This is a genomic window from Nocardia sp. NPDC058499 (assembly GCF_042719915.1).
Taxonomy (GTDB): Bacteria; Actinomycetota; Actinomycetes; order Mycobacteriales; family Mycobacteriaceae; genus Nocardia.
This window is the reverse complement of record NZ_JBHXMZ010000002.1, coordinates 1,047,651-1,063,269: the sequence shown is the minus strand read 5'-3', so window position 1 is coordinate 1,063,269 and position 15,619 is coordinate 1,047,651. Positions and strand designations below refer to the sequence as shown.

Genomic DNA, 15,619 nt, shown 5'->3' with positions numbered 1-15,619 from the left:
CCGCAGCCTCAGATATCGAGCGCAGCGAAACCGCCGGGCTGGAAATCGTAGGCAATCGGTACCTCGATCAGATATGGACGCCTGAGTGCTACGGCCTTCTGGAGAGTGGCTGCAAGTTCCATACGGTCGCCGACGCGGGTCCCCTCGACCCCATTGGCGGCTGCGAGTTGGACGAAGTCAACTGTTCCGAACCGAATCGCGGGATCGTACGAGTGGCCGCGCCCCATGTTCTGATACAGCTCGATGAGGCCATTGGTGCTGTTGTTGACCACGACTGTCACGATGGGTAGACCGAGCCGAGCCATGGTTTCCAAGTCGGCGCTGTTGGAGTGGAATCCACCGTCGCCGGCAATGAGGAATACCGGCTCGTCCGGCCGTGCGAGCTGTGCAGCCATCGCTGCCGGAAGGCCGTAGCCGAAACTACTGCACCCTGCCGAGGTCAGGAATCCGTAGGGCTGGTCGGCGTGGGCGAACAGGACCCCATAGTGGCGGAAGAAGCCGATGTCGCTGACAATCGTACCGGCGCCAGGGCCTGCCGCTTCGGCCATGGTCGAGTTCATGGCGGCGATAACTTGGTGGACGCGCATGCCGTCTTCCCGATCTACGGGATCGGAGAGAAGCTCGGTGACACGGTCTCGTAGTGGTTGGATATCGTGTGGTGTCTTGGACTGAACGTGGCGCGTTGCCCCGTCGAGTGCCTCGACAGCGTCTCGAACATCGGCGACAACGTCGACATCCGGGACCAGTACCCGTGGGATGGGATTGGGGACCGGGGCCAGGCGTACAACTTTCTTGGCTCGTCCTCGTGTCCACATCGAAGGACGCAGGTCTTCTGCATAGTCGTAGCCAAGGGCGACTACCAGATCGGTCGGCCCAAATACTGTGTCCAGCGCCGGGTATCCGAGGATGCCGTCCATGTAGCCGGTCACGGCACCGTAGTTCAGCGGGTGCTCCTGCGGGAGCGCTCCTTTGGCGATATAAGTGGTGACGACAGGAATGTTCAATCGTTCGGCGAGTGAACGCACAACCTCTACAGCGCCGGCGCGGATGACCGAGGCCCCGACGACAAAGATCGGATTTTCGGCGCCGGCAATCTGCTCGGCTGCCTCTTCGACCATATCGCGCCATCTCGGATCCACCGATGCGACCGGCTTCGGGTACTGCATGAGCCGCGTGGCCTTAACCTGGTCAGCCTCTTTTTCCTCCATGGTGCCGGCAAGCTGGTCGACGGGCAGACTGAGGAAACTGGGACCGAGCGGTTCGACCCGGCTGGCCGCTATCGCCGAGTCGACCAAGTCCACGATATCGCCGGGACGCTGGAGCTCCGCAGCAAACTTTGTTGCGGGCTTCATGATCGACACGCTGTCCAAGCATTGGTGTGTGTCATTGGGAAAGCTGTCGTAGGATTCCGACTGGGCACTGAGCGCCAGGACCGAGCTCCGATCCAGCGACGAGGTAGCAACCCCGGTCAGCAGGTTCGTCATACCCGGCCCGAGCGTGGCGAAGCATGCTTGTGGAGTGCCGGTCAGCCGCGCGAGAACATCGGCCATCACGCCGGCCGTGAACTCGTGCCGAGTGAGCACAAACTCAATTCCTTCCACCTCATCGAAGCCGATCGCAGCGGCCTCGCGGCCGACGACGCCGAAAATCCTCCGGATACCGTGCTGATGCAGCCGCGTCAACAGCAGTTCAGCGGTAGAAACACCTGATTGTTGCGTAGGCGAAAACCGAGACATGGCGAAATTCCCCATTTCTAGAGGTGAACGTAAGCAGAATGCGATAGGTGCGGGACAAGTGGCGGCAGCGTCCGCGCCAGAGAAGGTGTCTGGAACCTATGGTGCAGTCATTTCTCATATTTCCTGCGATGAGAAAGAGTCGGATATTCCTGCGAGTTGGCGATTTTGCTACCGGCTCGTGACGGACTGATTACAACAGCCAAACTTCTGCGGGGTCAAGATCTTGAATTCGGCTCCGTCGCGGCGGGTTGACAGTTGTCGATTATGCGTCTACACGCGGTGCTGCCAGCTCAAAGTGCCTGCACTGCAAGCGAATTGAGGCACACATAATCAGTGCTGTGACTAGAATCACATATATCTTCTGGCTTTAACTGGTTCCAAGCGCTGCCGTCATGCCTCGTGTGGTCTCACACTGGCGTTTTGCGGGGCGCGTCCCGTAGGTGTGACCGCGGACCGATGTCCAGGCACTATTGATGCTTGACCGCCATTGACTCGCATGGCACCATCGGACCGGGCGGCGAACGGGCTGGGCAGTCCCAATTACACTGCAACACAGGGGGTTTCCTATGGGGTATCACATCGGTTCACCCGCGACTCAAGAGGGCCAATATCGAACCGAACGGTTGGATATGTTCGGGGAAAGTCCGGGAGAATGGCCGGCGCATCCGCCCATCGCAGTCGCTACTGAGTCACGCCCATTTCGTGAGCAGGACGAATTTTTGCGGCACGGCAGTGGGGAGCTGGGGTGAAACAGCCGGAGATCGTCAATGTATCCGACACCGCGCGATGGATCGCGGCCGTGCGCGCATACGAAACTATGCGCTCGGATCGGGTCTTTCTCGACCCTCTCGCAGAAAGGATGGCTGGATACCGAGGTGCAATGATCAGCTCCCGCCTTCCCTGGATGGCCCGAGCGCTCACCGAAGGCGGCATCATCGCCAGGACTGCACTGATCGACGACTATATCCGGCGGTCCATCGAGGAAGGGTGTGACCGCGTCGTGAACCTCGCAGCAGGATTCGATACTCGTCCTTACCGTCTTGACATCCCGCCTCGTCTCGACTGGATCGAAGTTGACCTTCCGGCCCTGATTGAGGAGAAAAACACTCTAACCAGTGATTACAAGCCGAAATGTAACCTCCTGCGCAGCCCACTAGACTTGGCGGACGAGCCACTCCGCCAGGACTTCATCCAATCCTTGGGCGAATCCACCCGAAAAACCTTGGTGATCACTGAAGGACTACTCGCATACCTGACCACCTCGCAAGTGCGTGCACTTGCCCGCGACTTGGCCAGCGCGCCGGTCGCCTGGTGGATCACCGACGTGTACTCGAAATGGGCCATGCGAACGCTAGAATTCAGCGTCAGAGGACATCTCGCCAAATCTCCTGTCTCGTTTCACGCACCGGACAACGGCTTGGGCTTCTTTGCCGATAATGGCGGATGGCGGTCCCTGGAACTCGCATCAGAACTGGCAGAAGCCAGGAGGATCCGTAGGCTGCCTGCCGTCTTAACGCCGCTCGGACAACCGGTAGGAGAAACACCCAAACGCTCAGGTGCAGGCAATTGGATTGCGATCACACGGTTTTCCGCGCCGTCGCCGAATTAACCATTTACCCGCGCTTTGAAGGCCCTTGCGGGAGGGCTTCGAACTATCGACTGTGATATCTATGGCGGATTCCGGATGCTTCAAAGTCTGGCCGAAATCTTCAGCAGGGAGAGCTGGAGCTACGCTAGCTGTATTCGATGCGGTCTCAGTCGATAGGGGGATGCACGTAGTAAGCAGTTCTAATTATTTTGCTGGTCTCGAAGTTCGGAACGAACCGGGAGGTTTGTTGTTCTTCGAAGAGTGGAGTCACGTTGACGATTGCGCAATTCGCAGACCGCGGAGCGCTGGACTGGCTCGGCGGCCAGGCGCCCAGTCAATCTCTGTGGCGCAACCCGCAGACCGGAGAATCGTGAGACTCCGCGTGTTAGCCGAACCTTGGAGAAATGCCACCGTTTTGAGACTGTAAGCGGTGGCGGCAGCATGAGACTAGAACTGAGCCCCAGGTCACAGCCTCGCAGGATGCCACGGATTCTGAGAACCTACAGGCCGCTGGACAGTGGCCGGGACTACGGTCGCCGGAATCCGTGGGAACCGCGGCGCCCTGGTGCGCGTCATATAGTGATGATGGGGTAATCTGCCGCACCGACACAGGGGAGATCCATGCGAACCGCCGACATCGTCCGTGCCATGCTTGCTACGGCGGCCGCAACAGCTGTGGTCACCGGTTGCACATCGAGTACCGACGGAGCCGCGACCGGGACTGCGGCACCTACCATGAGACCCGTTGAGGTTTTCAATCCCTGTACCGAACTGCCGGACCAGGTTTTGACCGAGGTCGGACTTGATCCGTCGACGAAGACTGTCACCACCGATCCGCCGGACGGCCCGTCGTCATGGCGCGTCTGCGGCTGGATCACACCCGACCAGTCGATCCTGGTGGATGTGTTTTCGACATCGCACACGCTCGACGAAGCTCGCGCCAACGAAGATATGGTCCAGAAAGTCGAGACCACCGTCGGCTCTCGTCCGGCAATCCGTGCGTACGACAAGGCCGAATCCGATGGGCGGTCCTGCTACATCTCGATGCAGGCAGAGCAAGGAATGTTCGAGATCAAAGCCGGATGGTTGGCAGCGGACGGCTGGACCCGCGATATCTGCGAAGTCTCCACCGAGTACGCCAACGCTCTCGATCCCCACCTTCCGAGATAGCCGAGCTTTGCCGGATTCGGTCGAGGAGCAAATACGATGAGCGATGACAAGAAGCACTGGCAGAGCCTCAAGCAGCAGGCGATCGAGGGAAACCTGCATATAGATCATGACCTCGGTGCAGCGTTGCGTCACGAGTGCGAAACACTCATCACCAGCCTTCAACTCCGTCGGCGAACCGCTACAAACCTCAACCACCTGGCCGGTTACGGCGGCCTTCCCTCAGCGCTGGATATGAAGGCGAAGTTCGAGAAGAAGGCGTCCGGCGGCGAAAATGGAGACTCGGCCGTAGATCGGCTGGACAGGATGATCGAGGTCGTGACTCTCATGCGCGATACCTACGCCGCCATGATCGGCGAACTTCAGGAAACCGATCAGCAGAACTCCTCCCAGACCACTGCGGCCGGGGAAGGACTCCGCTGATGCCGGCACCGTTGCTCGTCGCCGCCATTGCGGTGGCCGCTGTCGCCACCGTCGACTCCGCACTCGATGAAGTCACCGGTAACTACGACGAATCCGAAGGTAACCGGAATCGCGCCTCCGATGCCGCCGGTGCCGCAGAGCAGGAGTGGAGCGGGGACCGAGCTCACATCAACAACGAACTGGCCCGTGTCAGCCAGGGTTTCGACGGCGAGTACGCGCCCGCCACCGCCACCAAGGAGGCGTTCAAAACCTGGACTCATCAGCAGATCTGGGAAGGGCTCAACGGCAATTCCCAACATCCCGCGGTGGAATCCGCCGATATCAATGCTGGTGCGGACGGCTGGCGGCGGCTCACGGAGGATTTGTTCACCGCGCTCGACACGTTCGGCAAGAATGTGGACAAAGTGATCAACGAAAAGTGGGGAGGCCAGTCGGCGAACGCGGCGGTCGAGGGTACTCGGACATTCACGACCGATGCGCAGAAGCTGGTCAGGAGCTTCGAGATGGTCGCCAACGGTATCGATCTCATGCAGGGATATCTCGCCCAGGCGAAGATATCGATCGTCCCGCCCGTCGAGGTGTCCGGGTTCGACGAATTCGTCGGCCATATTCCAGGCAACGGTGTCGTCAAGGCCGCCAAGCATCGCGCCAATGAAGCGCAGGCGCAGGCCCAGGATTTGATGATCGAGTTCTATCAGCCCGGTGTCACGGCGGTCGACACCAAAACCCCTGTGCTGCCTGTGACGAAAAGCCCGGTCGGTGCGGGCCCTGGCACACAGCAGCCGGTCGGGCCTGGAGGAACACAGAACCCCGGCGGAACCAATCCGACTGGCACCAGCCCAGCCGGGACGAGTCCGCCCGGCACGAACCCGCAGGACCCGGCCGCTCCCGGCCAGGAGACACCGCAGGGGACCAGCCCCGCCGGCACGGAAACTCCGGCATCGACCACCCCGTCGACCACCACGACCCCGGCGAACACTGTGCCGCTCGAAGAGCCGGTGGGCCGGCCGAGCACCACCACGCCCGGATCGCCGAGTACCACCTCCGGTGCACCGATGGTCGCGGCCCCTGGCGGGCAACAGCCGCCGGGAGCCCCGGGCCGCACGGTCAGCGGGTCACCCGGCAACCCGAACCAGACCGGAGGGCCTGCGGCCCGTGGCGGTAGCCCGGCCGCCGCCACGCGTGGAATGTCGGGGATGCCCGGGATGATGGGTGCCGGTGGGCAACGTGGTCGCGGGGAGGACGACGACGATCACAAGATCCCCGACTATCTCGTCCAGGATCGCTCCACCGAACTGCTCGGCGATCAGCCTCGGGTGCTCCCGCCAGGCGGGGTTATCGGCGGATGAGCGAGTCACAGCCGAGGGTAGGGGCGCAGCGCGACCACGGGGGTTCTTCATACGCAATGGATGCGGTATGAGCGAACCACGCTGGCAGCTGGGCGGTTACGAGTTCACGCTGGCCCTCGAGGCGATGGGCCGCGACCGGTTGCCGTATCCGCTGGAATACCTGCCGCCCCGGATGGAGCACGACGACGATTTCCAGCGTTTCCGGCAGCAGTGCGCACGACGCTTGCAGCCGGTATTCGGCGAACCGCTCTACCAGGCGCTCACCGTGCTCACCGAACCGGAGATCCGGGTGGAGGTCTACGGAGTGCACGGCCCCCGGCAGAACAGTGCGATACGGATGCACGCCGGTGTCGTCGGCCGAACAGCTGTGCTGGCCACGCAGTTACCCGGACCGGAACCGAAATCCGGCGGTGACATCGTCCTCACCCGGCTCCGCAGCAACGAGCTGGCCCCTCGCCTGGTGGCGGGCCTGCCGCGGGTCGCGACCGGCCGCCACCAACCCTTCCGCGCCCGCCGCACCGACCTGAACGCCCCCGTGTACTCCCGCCACCCCACGCAGCTCTCACCTCTCGAAGATATGCAGCGTTTCTTCCGCCGCACCCGCGCCGGCACCGGCGAAATCACGATCTACCCGGGCTACACCATCGACACCCGCCCCACCGACGACGGCTACGCCTTCCTCTGGCTCGACTACCCGGACGACGGCCGCTACCTCCTTCACAACCACACCACCGACGATCTCACCGTCACCCCGGGCCCACCCGATGAAATCCTGCAGCAACTCCGCACCCGCCTGCAGACCGCCCACCGAGCCCGGGCTCGGACCCAGTGATGAGTGCAAATTCGCTCAGGCCGCGTCCGGTTTTTCGAACCGTGCGACGAAGCGTAACTCCAGGGCATGTGCCAAACGCTCGAGCATGCCGATGGTCGAGGTGCCGCCGCCGGATTCGAGGCGCGAGACGTCCGGTTGGCGCAGTCCCGCGCGCTCGGCGACGTCATTCTGGGTCATTCCCGAGTTCCAGGCGTCGCTCACGTATCGCGTTTGCGAATTCAATGGCGAGCCGCGCTTCTTCTCGACCTGCCTCGTACTCCGCAGCGTTGAAATCCCGGCGAGCGAACCGCTCCCGCCGCAGATCATCCATGGACTCGTGTTCAGCCAGCGCCGTTCACCTCTCTATTGAAACCGGATCAACGGCTTACCGGCGGCAATCCTCTTGTAACGCTTGGCGGAACTTGGGGTGGGCTTGGACGAAGGCGAAACGTTCATCGTAGATCGGCCGGAGCTTCACGGGGTCGCCGGATTTGGCGAATAGTTGCACAATAACAATGAGACCGAGTATCGAACCGGGACAAAAGACGGAACCCAGCCAAGGTTTGAGCCATTCGATATGTGCGTAACTCGTCACTATAAAGGCCACAAAGTTGGCGGCCATTATGGCGAGGATTCCGTATGCGACGTGGCGGTAGGTCCGAACTTTCCGTGCGCACCGCGGGCATATCGGCCACTTGCCGGCGACAATCGTCGAGACAGGTGCAAACCAAGCGTCGCCCTTCAGCGCTTTCCATGATTCTTGGATAGTGCGAGGGTTGTGGAATCGTGGGTGTGCGTCGGTGTCGTAGAACAGGGTTCGCACGGTTGCGGAGCCCGTCGCCTGTATTCCGTGCGCGGCGCACACCTCCGGCAGTGGTTGGGCGACTTCCAGTTCGAGCGGCGCCACCCGGAGCGGCGGGTTCGATTTCTCCCACAGACGGCCAACATTGGGAATAGGTGTCGGCGGTCGGCGCAGCCGAACGATCGCGTCGTTCTCATGAGTCCATCGACGCTGGTAGGGCATCGGATCCAGTGTGGACGTGTCACTGAACAACTCGGCATCACTGTTCGGGCGATAGAACTCGCGCGCCCGGATAGTCCTTCTCATCGAAGCCAGCCGTTCTGATTCCGCTCACGGAAGTGCGAGATTATGGACAGATAGTAGGAGACGCTGTATGCGTTTCCCAGCGCCATATCGACCAGCTTGCCGCCGGTCGACCACCATTCCTCGACCTCTGGAGTGGCCAGCCTGGTGGACGGATCGATCGCCTCGCTCATTTCTCGCCTTTCGTGGAGTATGTTTTGTCGAGCGATTCGGCGACATCGATATCCGTTGTTTGATAGATTTGTGCCGCTTTCGTCAATTCTGTTGCGGCAGCGGTCGTGATAGAACTCATCTGTGAATAGTTGCCGGACAACCCGCCGCACATCTCGATCACCTGATCCATCAAGGGCTTCAGCGCAAGGCCGGCACTTCCCTCGAGGTCGAAGTTGTTTTCGGTATACGCGACAGCTTTCATTCCGGCGTCGGCAAGTCTTTTCAACTTGTCCGAGGCGTTGTCTATATCACTTGGTGTGACCTTGAATTCGTATCCCATCCCCAATGCCTGCCCCTGCTTGATTCGATGGAGGTGACGCCTCCACCGTCGTCACGCAACCCTCCCGAGTATGAAGGAGCCGACTGTAACACCGCCACAACAGAATATGTCAAGGTGGAAGGAGTTAGGTCTGAGACGCGTCCGAGAACCCGAGGGCTGTTGGTCACCCCGTTTCCCATCCGTATCGCTTGGACCGAACTCGAATTCTGATCCAACCGGGGGTGATGCCGGCGACCGAATGGCTCGGATCACGACAACTCCGGTGGGGATCGTGGTCCGGAAACCGGGCCACCCCGTCGCACCCGGACACCCTGAGGGTGCGGAGGGCGACGGGGAGCCGGGTGTTCGGAGCATGTCAGCCGATGATGTCGGAGCAGGCGAAGGTGATGTCGAATTTCGCGGTCGCGGGGCCGGCCATCGGGTTGGTCATATCCGGTGCGCTGATGCCCTCGCCGGTGACGGTGTAGGTGTCACCGTCCTTGCTTACCTGCGCGGACCCGCCCGGCTGACCGTTGCCGTAACCGACGGCGTACGGCATCCCGTCGGATCCGCCCTGGCTGCCCGCGATCGCCACCGCCTGCACTGTGTTGTCGTCGAGGATGCCGGCGCTGACGCTCAACTGGCCGTACTGCTCGTTGGCGGTATCGGTGAGTGCCAGCGCCAGCGTGTTGCCCTGCTTCGCGCAGGTGGTGTCGAAGTCGGCGGTGAGTTCTTTCCCGTCGACCAGAGCTTTCGAATCCCCGCCGGTGTCGCCTGCCGGGGCGGCGGATTCCGTCGCCGGAGCGTCGGCGACCGGGGTGGCCGTGCCGCTCGCGGCATCGTCACCGCAGGCCGAGGTCAGTGCGATGGTGGAGGCGGCGAGGACGGCGGCGCCGATACGGAAGAGCGTGGTGTTCATGGTGGATCCTGTTCTCTCGGTGTCGCGGCTCGATCGGCCGCCCGAGAGAAAAGTTAGGAACTCGCGCGCACCTACCGATCCCAACTTTCGCCGCCGCGAACCGTCCTGAACTCCGATAACCTGGGCTCATGCGACGACCGCGGGCCATGGTGCTCGATGAGGTGTGGCGCGGTCTCGAGGGTGTGCAGGCGTTGAGCGGACCCCAGGGCGGGCCGCTGCGCCGGACCGTGAAACTGATCCTCGACCCGCTCGTCATCCGGCCGGTCCAGTATCCGGGCTGCGCGGGCGCGGTTCTTTCCGCCGACGGTGCGACCCTGCTGGCGGCCCGGGTCCGCGCCCACGCCGACGCGCTGCGGGCGACCGCCGCCTGGTTCACGCTTCTCAAACAGGTCCGGCGTGAGCTGCGGATCACCGAGGGCAACGCCCAGGACCTGTACTTTCAGCGCTGTTTCGAACTCGCCGCCACCCGCGGCCATCCCGATCCGCAACGCGACCGGTTACGCGCCGAGGCCGTGCTGCGTGAGATCCACGGATTCGCCGCCGGCCGAACCACCCAGGCGCTGAAGGAGGATCTCACCGATCCCGCGCGGGCGGCTGAACTGGACGGGTTGCTGGAAGCGGCCTGGGAGCGCCGGCCGTCGCCACCGCCTGCCGCGCCGGAATGCACCGGCGAATTACGGCAACTTCTGGAGCTCGCGGTCGCGACCCGGTCGGAAGGGGGTACCGCACCCGGCCGGCAACTGTTACGGCGGTTGATCGACGCCCACATCGGGGTCCATACGGGTATCGCGTTCTGGGCGGGCAGCAGTGATCGGCCGGCGCCGGGTATTGCGGCCGCAACCTGCGAAAACGTTCGGGCCGGCCCAGTTGCCGAGCCGACCGCTGCGCCCGTGCAGCGCGTCGGCGTACGTGAGGCGGGCGTGCGTGAGGCGGGCGTGCGTGAGGCGGGCGTGCGTGAGGCGGGCGTGCGTGAGGCGGGTCCAGTGGCGAGGGGGCGCCGGACCGGGGTTGCGTCCTGTTCTCGGTACGACGCGAATCTGCTCGGGCTCACCGAAAAACCCGTTCCGTGTCGACCCGCGCTCGGTTCGTCGGCGTCGACCGCGGCGCTGGGCCTGCCGTTCGACCGCACCGTCTACGAGCGGGTTTTCACCGTCCTCCAGGTGTCGACCGAACGCGCCGACCTTCCACCCATTCCGGAATTGGTGACCACCGAGATCACCCGGAGTTGCGCGCCCTGGGCACTACTCGACGAATCCTTGCGGGTCACCGCCGCGGCGGGTGTGGAGTTGGCGCTCGGGCTGACCCCGATCACTGCGTCGGCAGGCCCGGAGACGCCTGCGGGCGGCATACCGGAAACGGCCGCCCATCGCCTGGTCAACAGCCGGTGGCAGCGGGAAGCCTACGTTCTGCAGGCGCGGCGGCTGGCGATCCATCCCGTCTCCGGCGACGGTAATCCGCTCGCCGCGATAGCGGCCGAACTGCGGACCCCGTGGCGGCCGTATCTGCGTAGGTTGTGGGTCCGGTTGCACGGGCGCGATGTGCGGGAACTGCCGGTCGCCGAACCGGACGAACTCTGGGACCTGCTGGACGGAATCGCGCGGTCGGTGGTCCTCGATCACCGCGCCCGCGTCCGCAAGGTTCTGAGCACGCAGGCGGCCGGACCGGGCTCGGCGACGGCCGGATCGAGGGCTGTCTGATGGCCGATATGGTGCGTATCCGGCGATTACGACCGGACCTGTGGTCGATCGGCCCAGCCGCCGCTCCGGCCGCGGCCGATACCGACCCCGGCGTGGATACGGCGATCCTCGAAGTCGCGGGTGGCTATCTCACCTGGAGTCTGACGGCCGGTCAGCGCATCGCGGCAGCAACCCTGCACGACCTCGATGCCGCGCAGGAATGGCTGTGGGCGCTCTACGGCGCCGAAATCGCACTCGCCGCCGACGCGTACACCGAGCCGGTTGATCTCCCCGTCCGGCCCGGCAACCCTGATCTCGCGGCGGCGGTCCGGCGTCTCGCCTACGCCCACTGGGCGGCGCGCTGGTGGCCGGCCTCGACCATCGACGATATCGCCGCGCTGGACCCGGCACTGCTGGACAGTGAAATCGCCGAGCTGACGGAGTTCTGCGAAAGCGTGGTCGACGGCGCGGACGCCACGACGAACACCGGCCTCGAAGACGATGCAGTAACTTTCTCGGACGCTGGAGTGCCCGAGTGGACCACAGCGCGCGCCGACGAGTACGCGCTCGCCGCAGGGGCGAACCTGCCCGGCCGGGGTGCGGACCTGGTGCTCGCACGCGGTACCGCCGGCTGGGATTGGCGGAATTGTCCGGCCGGCGTTGTCGATGCCTCCGAGCGTGCCGTGTCATGGGAGTTGTTCCGGACAGCAGGCAGCACGGTGGCCCGGGTACACGCGGTCGCCGCCCCGGGGGGCACCGCGGATCTTCCCGGCTACCTGCAACCCCACGCCGTGATCCGCACTCCGGATGGATTCCTCGACATCACCCTGGAATTGAACGGCGACGCTTGGACGGGCGAGTCCGTGGAACCTGCGGATTCGGTGCTGGGCGTAGAGATCTACGTGCCAGGTGTGGGCCGCAGCGCTCCGGCGGGCACGCTGCCGGAGCACTCCCGGGCATCCGTTCGGCCCCGTAGTTCGGAGCCGGGGGAGTCGGCAGTCGACCACCGCCTCGATGCCGCCGCTGCGGACGCGCAGGTTCCGCATGCGACTGATCCTTACGCGCAGCCGGAGCCAACGGGGCGTCCGCGCGGAGCTGATCCGGTCGAGCCGCCGCATCCATCCTGGGCTGTCGAGCCAGCGCGGATCTCCGATGAGAAAGGAGAGCCCGGGGATACTGTCGCGCAGCGTATCCCGGCTGTGGCGGCCGATGCCGAACGGCGGCGGAGGGTGCGGGAACTCGCGCGGAACAGGCTCCGGCTGGCCACGGGCCGGCCCGGTGAGGTCGCGCCCTGCGCCGCCGAACCGTCCGAAACCGGCGAATCCGGGGCCTACTCACTCGCTGATATCGCACCACTGCGATCGGAAATAACTGCGACAGTGGAGGATTCGGATTTCTGAGATGAGCGAACCCGGGAACCGGCCGCCCGGCGTGGAACTCCTGCACGAGGGTGCCGCCGCGCACAACCGTGGCGATCTCACCGAGGCGCTGCGCATTTTCGAGCACGCCGCGGACACGACCACCGACGGTGTCCGGACCAGTGCCCTCGTCAACGCCGCCAGTGTGTACGACGAACTCGGCGATCACGAGGGCGCCGTGACCCGGTACCGGGCCGTGCTCGGCGAGATCCCCGGCGATGCCGTCGAGAAGCGGGCTTCGGCACTGATCAACTATTCGCAGGCCCTGCAGCACCTCGGTGCGCTGGACGAGGCGCAGGACGCGCTGGAACAGGCCCGCACGCTGCTCGCCGACGCCGACGAGCTCGGTGTCCTGCGCGTATCGTGCCTGCTCTCGCTGACCGCTGTCGCGAGTTACCGCGCCCAGTGGAACCGTGCGATCGATATCGCCACCGAATCCCTGAACACCGCACTGCGGTTCACCCCGGAGCTGGCCGGCTATTCGTTGATGAACCTGGCCGTCGCCTATTTCGAAACCGGCCGCCGCGACCTCGGCGTGGATTTCGCGCGGCAGGCGCTGACGGCGTTCACCGAGGCCGGTAACCACAACGCCCTCGCCGACACCCAGCAGAACCTGGCCCAGATCTTCCTGCGCCTGGACCGGCTCGACGAGGCCGGGGAACTCGTCGAGGCCGCCCAGTTGTATTACGAGCGGACCGGGCTCTCCCACCGGACCGGAATCGGCTGGAAGATCCGCGGTTTCCTCGCCGAACGCCGCGGGGATCTCGATCGTGCGCAGGAGTGGTATCGGCGCAGCCTCGACCATTTCCAGGCTTCCGGTGCGCTGCTCGACGTTGCGGCGCTGCAATGCCGGCTGGCGACCATCGAATTCGCGTACGGCAGGGTCGGTGCTGGGCAGCAGCTCCTGGACGGCTCGTTCATCATCTATGCGGAGCGCGGACTCGGTAGCGAATGCGCCAAACTCGACTACTGGCATGCGGTGCTGCTGGAGATGGTCATCGATGATCTGGAAGAGCCCGCCCCGGAACTGGTGGCTCTCGGGCGGGCACTGTCGGTTACGGCTGCGATCGCCATCGACGCCGTCCGCTACACCCTGCCGAGCGGGAGCCGGCGTGAACAATGGCACCGGGAAATAGCGGAACCCGCGATGCGACTGGCGTTCCGCTTCGCCCATCTCTGCCAGGACGGTGCGTTGCTCGCCGATCTGATCGAAACCCGTTGCGCGGGAACCACCGTGGATATCGACCGCGCGCAACCGGTCGAACGTCCGCAGTTCCCGCTGGACACCCCGAATCCACCCGCCGTCACCGAGCTGCCCGGACCCCTGCAGTTGGGTGCCGCACTGGCCCAGGTCGCTGCCTCTGCGGGTCTACCCGTCGCGCCGCCGCCACGTCTCGCGGTCGAACCCGGCGCCCGGATCGCGCTCGCCGATTACATCGAGGCCGCCGAACACCGCTACGGCGGAAAATTCCGGGAGGATCGGGTGATCCCGGCATGAAACGAGGACACGGCCGGCGCTACGAGCCCCGCGGCGGCGATTGCCGAGCACGGCACAGCGATGATGCACTACAAGCGGGGCGGCGGCCGAGATGGCCGCTCGACCGGCGGAGGGACTGATGGGTGACCGGCCGACCGTAGTGGTCCGGATGGCCGATGCGGGCGATCTCTACATGTCCTGGCAGTGGACCGACGGGTCCGCGCTGCCGGGTGTGACCGTGCTGCCCGGCGACGATATCGACGCGGCCGTCGGCAACCTGTCCGCGGCGTTACCCGCCCCCGAGGTGCCCGGTGGCCTAGAGAAAGCGCTCACCTCCGGGGCGTTCGCCGCGCCCGGCACCGAATATGAGCTCGCCCGCGACCTGTCCCGCGCGCTGCTGCCCTACGACCTGGCCGGTCAGTTGTACGAGCTGTATCAGCGTGGTGTGCGCCCGCATATCCGGTTGCAGCCCTCGCCGCGGGTCGCGCAGGTGCCGTGGGAGGTTCTCGCCCCGGCACCCGACGTCCGCCTGATCGATATCGCCGATATCAGCCTGCTGGTCCCGGCCGGGATCGTGCACGCACCGATACGGGTTCCGCGGTCGTGGCCGGCCTCACGTGACCTGCCGGTGGTCGCGGTCCTCGACCCCCGAGTGCCCGGGTTCCGTGCCGATTCCGCGCTCGGTTCGGTCCTGGGCCGGATGGACCGGCCGACACCGCTCGCCGCGCGCATCGCCGGACACCTCGCCGCCGGCCGGCTGCGCCCCGTCGTCCCCGAGCCGCAGGCCGCTTTCCGGCGCACCGACCTCGACCGCCACTGGCTGTCGGAAACCCTGCGCGCCGGCGCGTCCCGGTTGATCTATGTCGGGCATGTCACCGCGGCCTCCCCCGAATCGGGGCAGAGCGAGAACACCGAACTGCATCTGGCCTGCACCGCGGACACCGTGGGTTTCGCCGAACCGCAACGCGACCACCGACCGCTTTCCGCGAAAGACCTCCTGCTCGGCACCTATACCCTGGAATCGGAACCCGTTGCCGGTAACGAACTCTGGCCGATACCCGCCCGGGTCGCGCTGATCGCCTGCGAAAGCGGCGGCGATCTGCGATTCACCGAAGCGCTCGGGTTGATCGCCGCCATGGTCACCGGTGGCGCGGAACTGGTCACCGCCACCCGCTGGCCCCTCCCGACCGACCTCGCCTTCCAGCGCTTCGGCGCCGCCCCTGATGCTGCCCCGCTCCAGGACACGATCTGTGCCGTGGACTCCGCCCACGACACAGACGACCCGGTCCCCACACTCACCGCCTGGCAGCGCGAGCGGTTACATCGCTGGCGCTCGACCGGTGCCGTCGAACATTCGCCGCTGCTGTGGTCCTCCTTCGCAACCTTCACCACCTGACAATCGAGTGGGCCGGTCGGTCCCGGCGAGGTGCCGGGACCGGTTACCTCGTCGACCGCAGGATCTGTCGCGCTTGCCGGCC

At 64.7% G+C, this 15,619-nt stretch carries 15 protein-coding genes; 8 read left to right on the top strand and 7 right to left on the bottom strand.

Annotated features, from left to right (window positions below; translation table 11 throughout):
• Nucleotides 1-8: 8 nt before the first annotated feature.
• Nucleotides 9-1,751: a thiamine pyrophosphate-binding protein gene (locus tag ACFWPH_RS10030; protein ID WP_378749357.1), complete on the bottom strand. Its 1,743-nt coding sequence runs from the start codon at nt 1,749-1,751 to the stop codon at nt 9-11.
• A 730-nt stretch (nt 1,752-2,481) separates the two neighbouring features.
• Here ACFWPH_RS10030 and ACFWPH_RS10025 point away from each other — a divergent pair.
• The 5 genes from ACFWPH_RS10025 to ACFWPH_RS10005 all read left to right on the top strand — a co-directional run bounded on the left by ACFWPH_RS10025 (nt 2,482) and on the right by ACFWPH_RS10005 (nt 7,095).
• On the top strand, nt 2,482-3,345 hold the full coding sequence (locus ACFWPH_RS10025; RefSeq protein ID WP_378749355.1) for a class I SAM-dependent methyltransferase: 864 nt from the start codon (nt 2,482-2,484) through the stop codon (nt 3,343-3,345).
• Nucleotides 3,346-3,945: 600 nt separating this feature from the next.
• Entirely contained in the window at nt 3,946-4,494 is a 549-nt protein-coding gene (locus ACFWPH_RS10020) for a DUF3558 domain-containing protein (protein ID WP_378749353.1), read from the top strand.
• A gap of 36 nt (nt 4,495-4,530) precedes the next feature.
• On the top strand, nt 4,531-4,914 hold the full coding sequence (locus tag ACFWPH_RS10015; RefSeq protein WP_378749351.1) for a hypothetical protein: 384 nt from the start codon (nt 4,531-4,533) through the stop codon (nt 4,912-4,914).
• Nucleotides 4,914-6,263: a hypothetical protein gene (locus tag ACFWPH_RS10010; RefSeq protein WP_378749349.1), complete on the top strand. Its 1,350-nt coding sequence runs from the start codon at nt 4,914-4,916 to the stop codon at nt 6,261-6,263. The genes ACFWPH_RS10015 and ACFWPH_RS10010 overlap by 1 nt, the downstream gene beginning before the upstream one ends.
• A 67-nt stretch (nt 6,264-6,330) precedes the next feature.
• The gene (locus tag ACFWPH_RS10005; protein WP_378749347.1) at nt 6,331-7,095 is read left to right on the top strand and encodes an ESX secretion-associated protein EspG; all 765 of its coding nucleotides are present in this window, start codon (nt 6,331-6,333) and stop codon (nt 7,093-7,095) included.
• A gap of 15 nt (nt 7,096-7,110) precedes the next feature.
• Here the strand turns inward: ACFWPH_RS10005 and ACFWPH_RS10000 are convergent, their stop codons facing one another.
• The 6 genes from ACFWPH_RS10000 to ACFWPH_RS09975 form a co-directional block, all read right to left on the bottom strand.
• Nucleotides 7,111-7,296: a helix-turn-helix domain-containing protein gene (locus ACFWPH_RS10000; protein WP_378749345.1), complete on the bottom strand. Its 186-nt coding sequence runs from the start codon at nt 7,294-7,296 to the stop codon at nt 7,111-7,113.
• A gap of 163 nt (nt 7,297-7,459) precedes the next feature.
• Nucleotides 7,460-8,098, bottom strand: a complete 639-nt coding sequence (locus ACFWPH_RS09995; RefSeq protein WP_378749343.1) for a hypothetical protein — start codon at nt 8,096-8,098, stop codon at nt 7,460-7,462.
• A gap of 80 nt (nt 8,099-8,178) precedes the next feature.
• Nucleotides 8,179-8,352 (bottom strand): hypothetical protein, encoded by a 174-nt coding sequence (locus ACFWPH_RS09990; protein WP_378749341.1) that lies wholly within the window; start codon nt 8,350-8,352, stop codon nt 8,179-8,181.
• Entirely contained in the window at nt 8,349-8,672 is a 324-nt protein-coding gene (locus tag ACFWPH_RS09985) for a type VII secretion target (protein WP_378749339.1), read from the bottom strand. Before ACFWPH_RS09985 ends, ACFWPH_RS09990 begins: the two co-directional genes overlap by 4 nt.
• A 355-nt stretch (nt 8,673-9,027) precedes the next feature.
• Nucleotides 9,028-9,570, bottom strand: a complete 543-nt coding sequence (locus ACFWPH_RS09980) for a lipoprotein LpqH (RefSeq protein WP_378749337.1) — start codon at nt 9,568-9,570, stop codon at nt 9,028-9,030.
• 743 nt (nt 9,571-10,313) lie between these two features.
• A complete protein-coding gene (locus tag ACFWPH_RS09975; RefSeq protein ID WP_378749507.1) occupies nt 10,314-10,607 on the bottom strand; it encodes a pentapeptide repeat-containing protein in 294 nt (97 codons plus the stop codon).
• 659 nt (nt 10,608-11,266) lie between these two features.
• On the opposite strand from ACFWPH_RS09975, the gene ACFWPH_RS09970 reads away from it, so the two are divergent.
• The 3 genes from ACFWPH_RS09970 to ACFWPH_RS09960 all read left to right on the top strand — a co-directional run bounded on the left by ACFWPH_RS09970 (nt 11,267) and on the right by ACFWPH_RS09960 (nt 15,537).
• On the top strand, nt 11,267-12,646 hold the full coding sequence (locus ACFWPH_RS09970) for a hypothetical protein (protein WP_378749335.1): 1,380 nt from the start codon (nt 11,267-11,269) through the stop codon (nt 12,644-12,646).
• 1 nt (nt 12,647) lies between these two features.
• A complete protein-coding gene (locus tag ACFWPH_RS09965) occupies nt 12,648-14,162 on the top strand; it encodes a tetratricopeptide repeat protein (protein ID WP_378749333.1) in 1,515 nt (504 codons plus the stop codon).
• A gap of 118 nt (nt 14,163-14,280) precedes the next feature.
• A complete protein-coding gene (locus ACFWPH_RS09960; RefSeq protein WP_378749331.1) occupies nt 14,281-15,537 on the top strand; it encodes a CHAT domain-containing protein in 1,257 nt (418 codons plus the stop codon).
• The last annotated feature ends 82 nt before the right edge of the window (nt 15,538-15,619 follow it).

Coding starts and splice junctions, on each gene's coding strand:
- ACFWPH_RS10030 (WP_378749357.1), bottom strand. CDS start 1,751: ATGGGGAATTTCGCCATGTCTCGGTTTTCGCCTACGCAACAATCAGGT.
- ACFWPH_RS10020 (WP_378749353.1), top strand. CDS start 3,946: ATGCGAACCGCCGACATCGTCCGTGCCATGCTTGCTACGGCGGCCGCA.
- ACFWPH_RS10015 (WP_378749351.1), top strand. CDS start 4,531: ATGAGCGATGACAAGAAGCACTGGCAGAGCCTCAAGCAGCAGGCGATC.
- ACFWPH_RS10010 (WP_378749349.1), top strand. CDS start 4,914: ATGCCGGCACCGTTGCTCGTCGCCGCCATTGCGGTGGCCGCTGTCGCC.
- ACFWPH_RS10005 (WP_378749347.1), top strand. CDS start 6,331: ATGAGCGAACCACGCTGGCAGCTGGGCGGTTACGAGTTCACGCTGGCC.
- ACFWPH_RS09995 (WP_378749343.1), bottom strand. CDS start 8,098: ATGCCCTACCAGCGTCGATGGACTCATGAGAACGACGCGATCGTTCGG.
- ACFWPH_RS09990 (WP_378749341.1), bottom strand. CDS start 8,352: ATGAGCGAGGCGATCGATCCGTCCACCAGGCTGGCCACTCCAGAGGTC.
- ACFWPH_RS09985 (WP_378749339.1), bottom strand. CDS start 8,672: ATGGGATACGAATTCAAGGTCACACCAAGTGATATAGACAACGCCTCG.
- ACFWPH_RS09980 (WP_378749337.1), bottom strand. CDS start 9,570: ATGAACACCACGCTCTTCCGTATCGGCGCCGCCGTCCTCGCCGCCTCC.
- ACFWPH_RS09970 (WP_378749335.1), top strand. CDS start 11,267: ATGGCCGATATGGTGCGTATCCGGCGATTACGACCGGACCTGTGGTCG.
- ACFWPH_RS09965 (WP_378749333.1), top strand. CDS start 12,648: ATGAGCGAACCCGGGAACCGGCCGCCCGGCGTGGAACTCCTGCACGAG.
- ACFWPH_RS09960 (WP_378749331.1), top strand. CDS start 14,281: ATGGGTGACCGGCCGACCGTAGTGGTCCGGATGGCCGATGCGGGCGAT.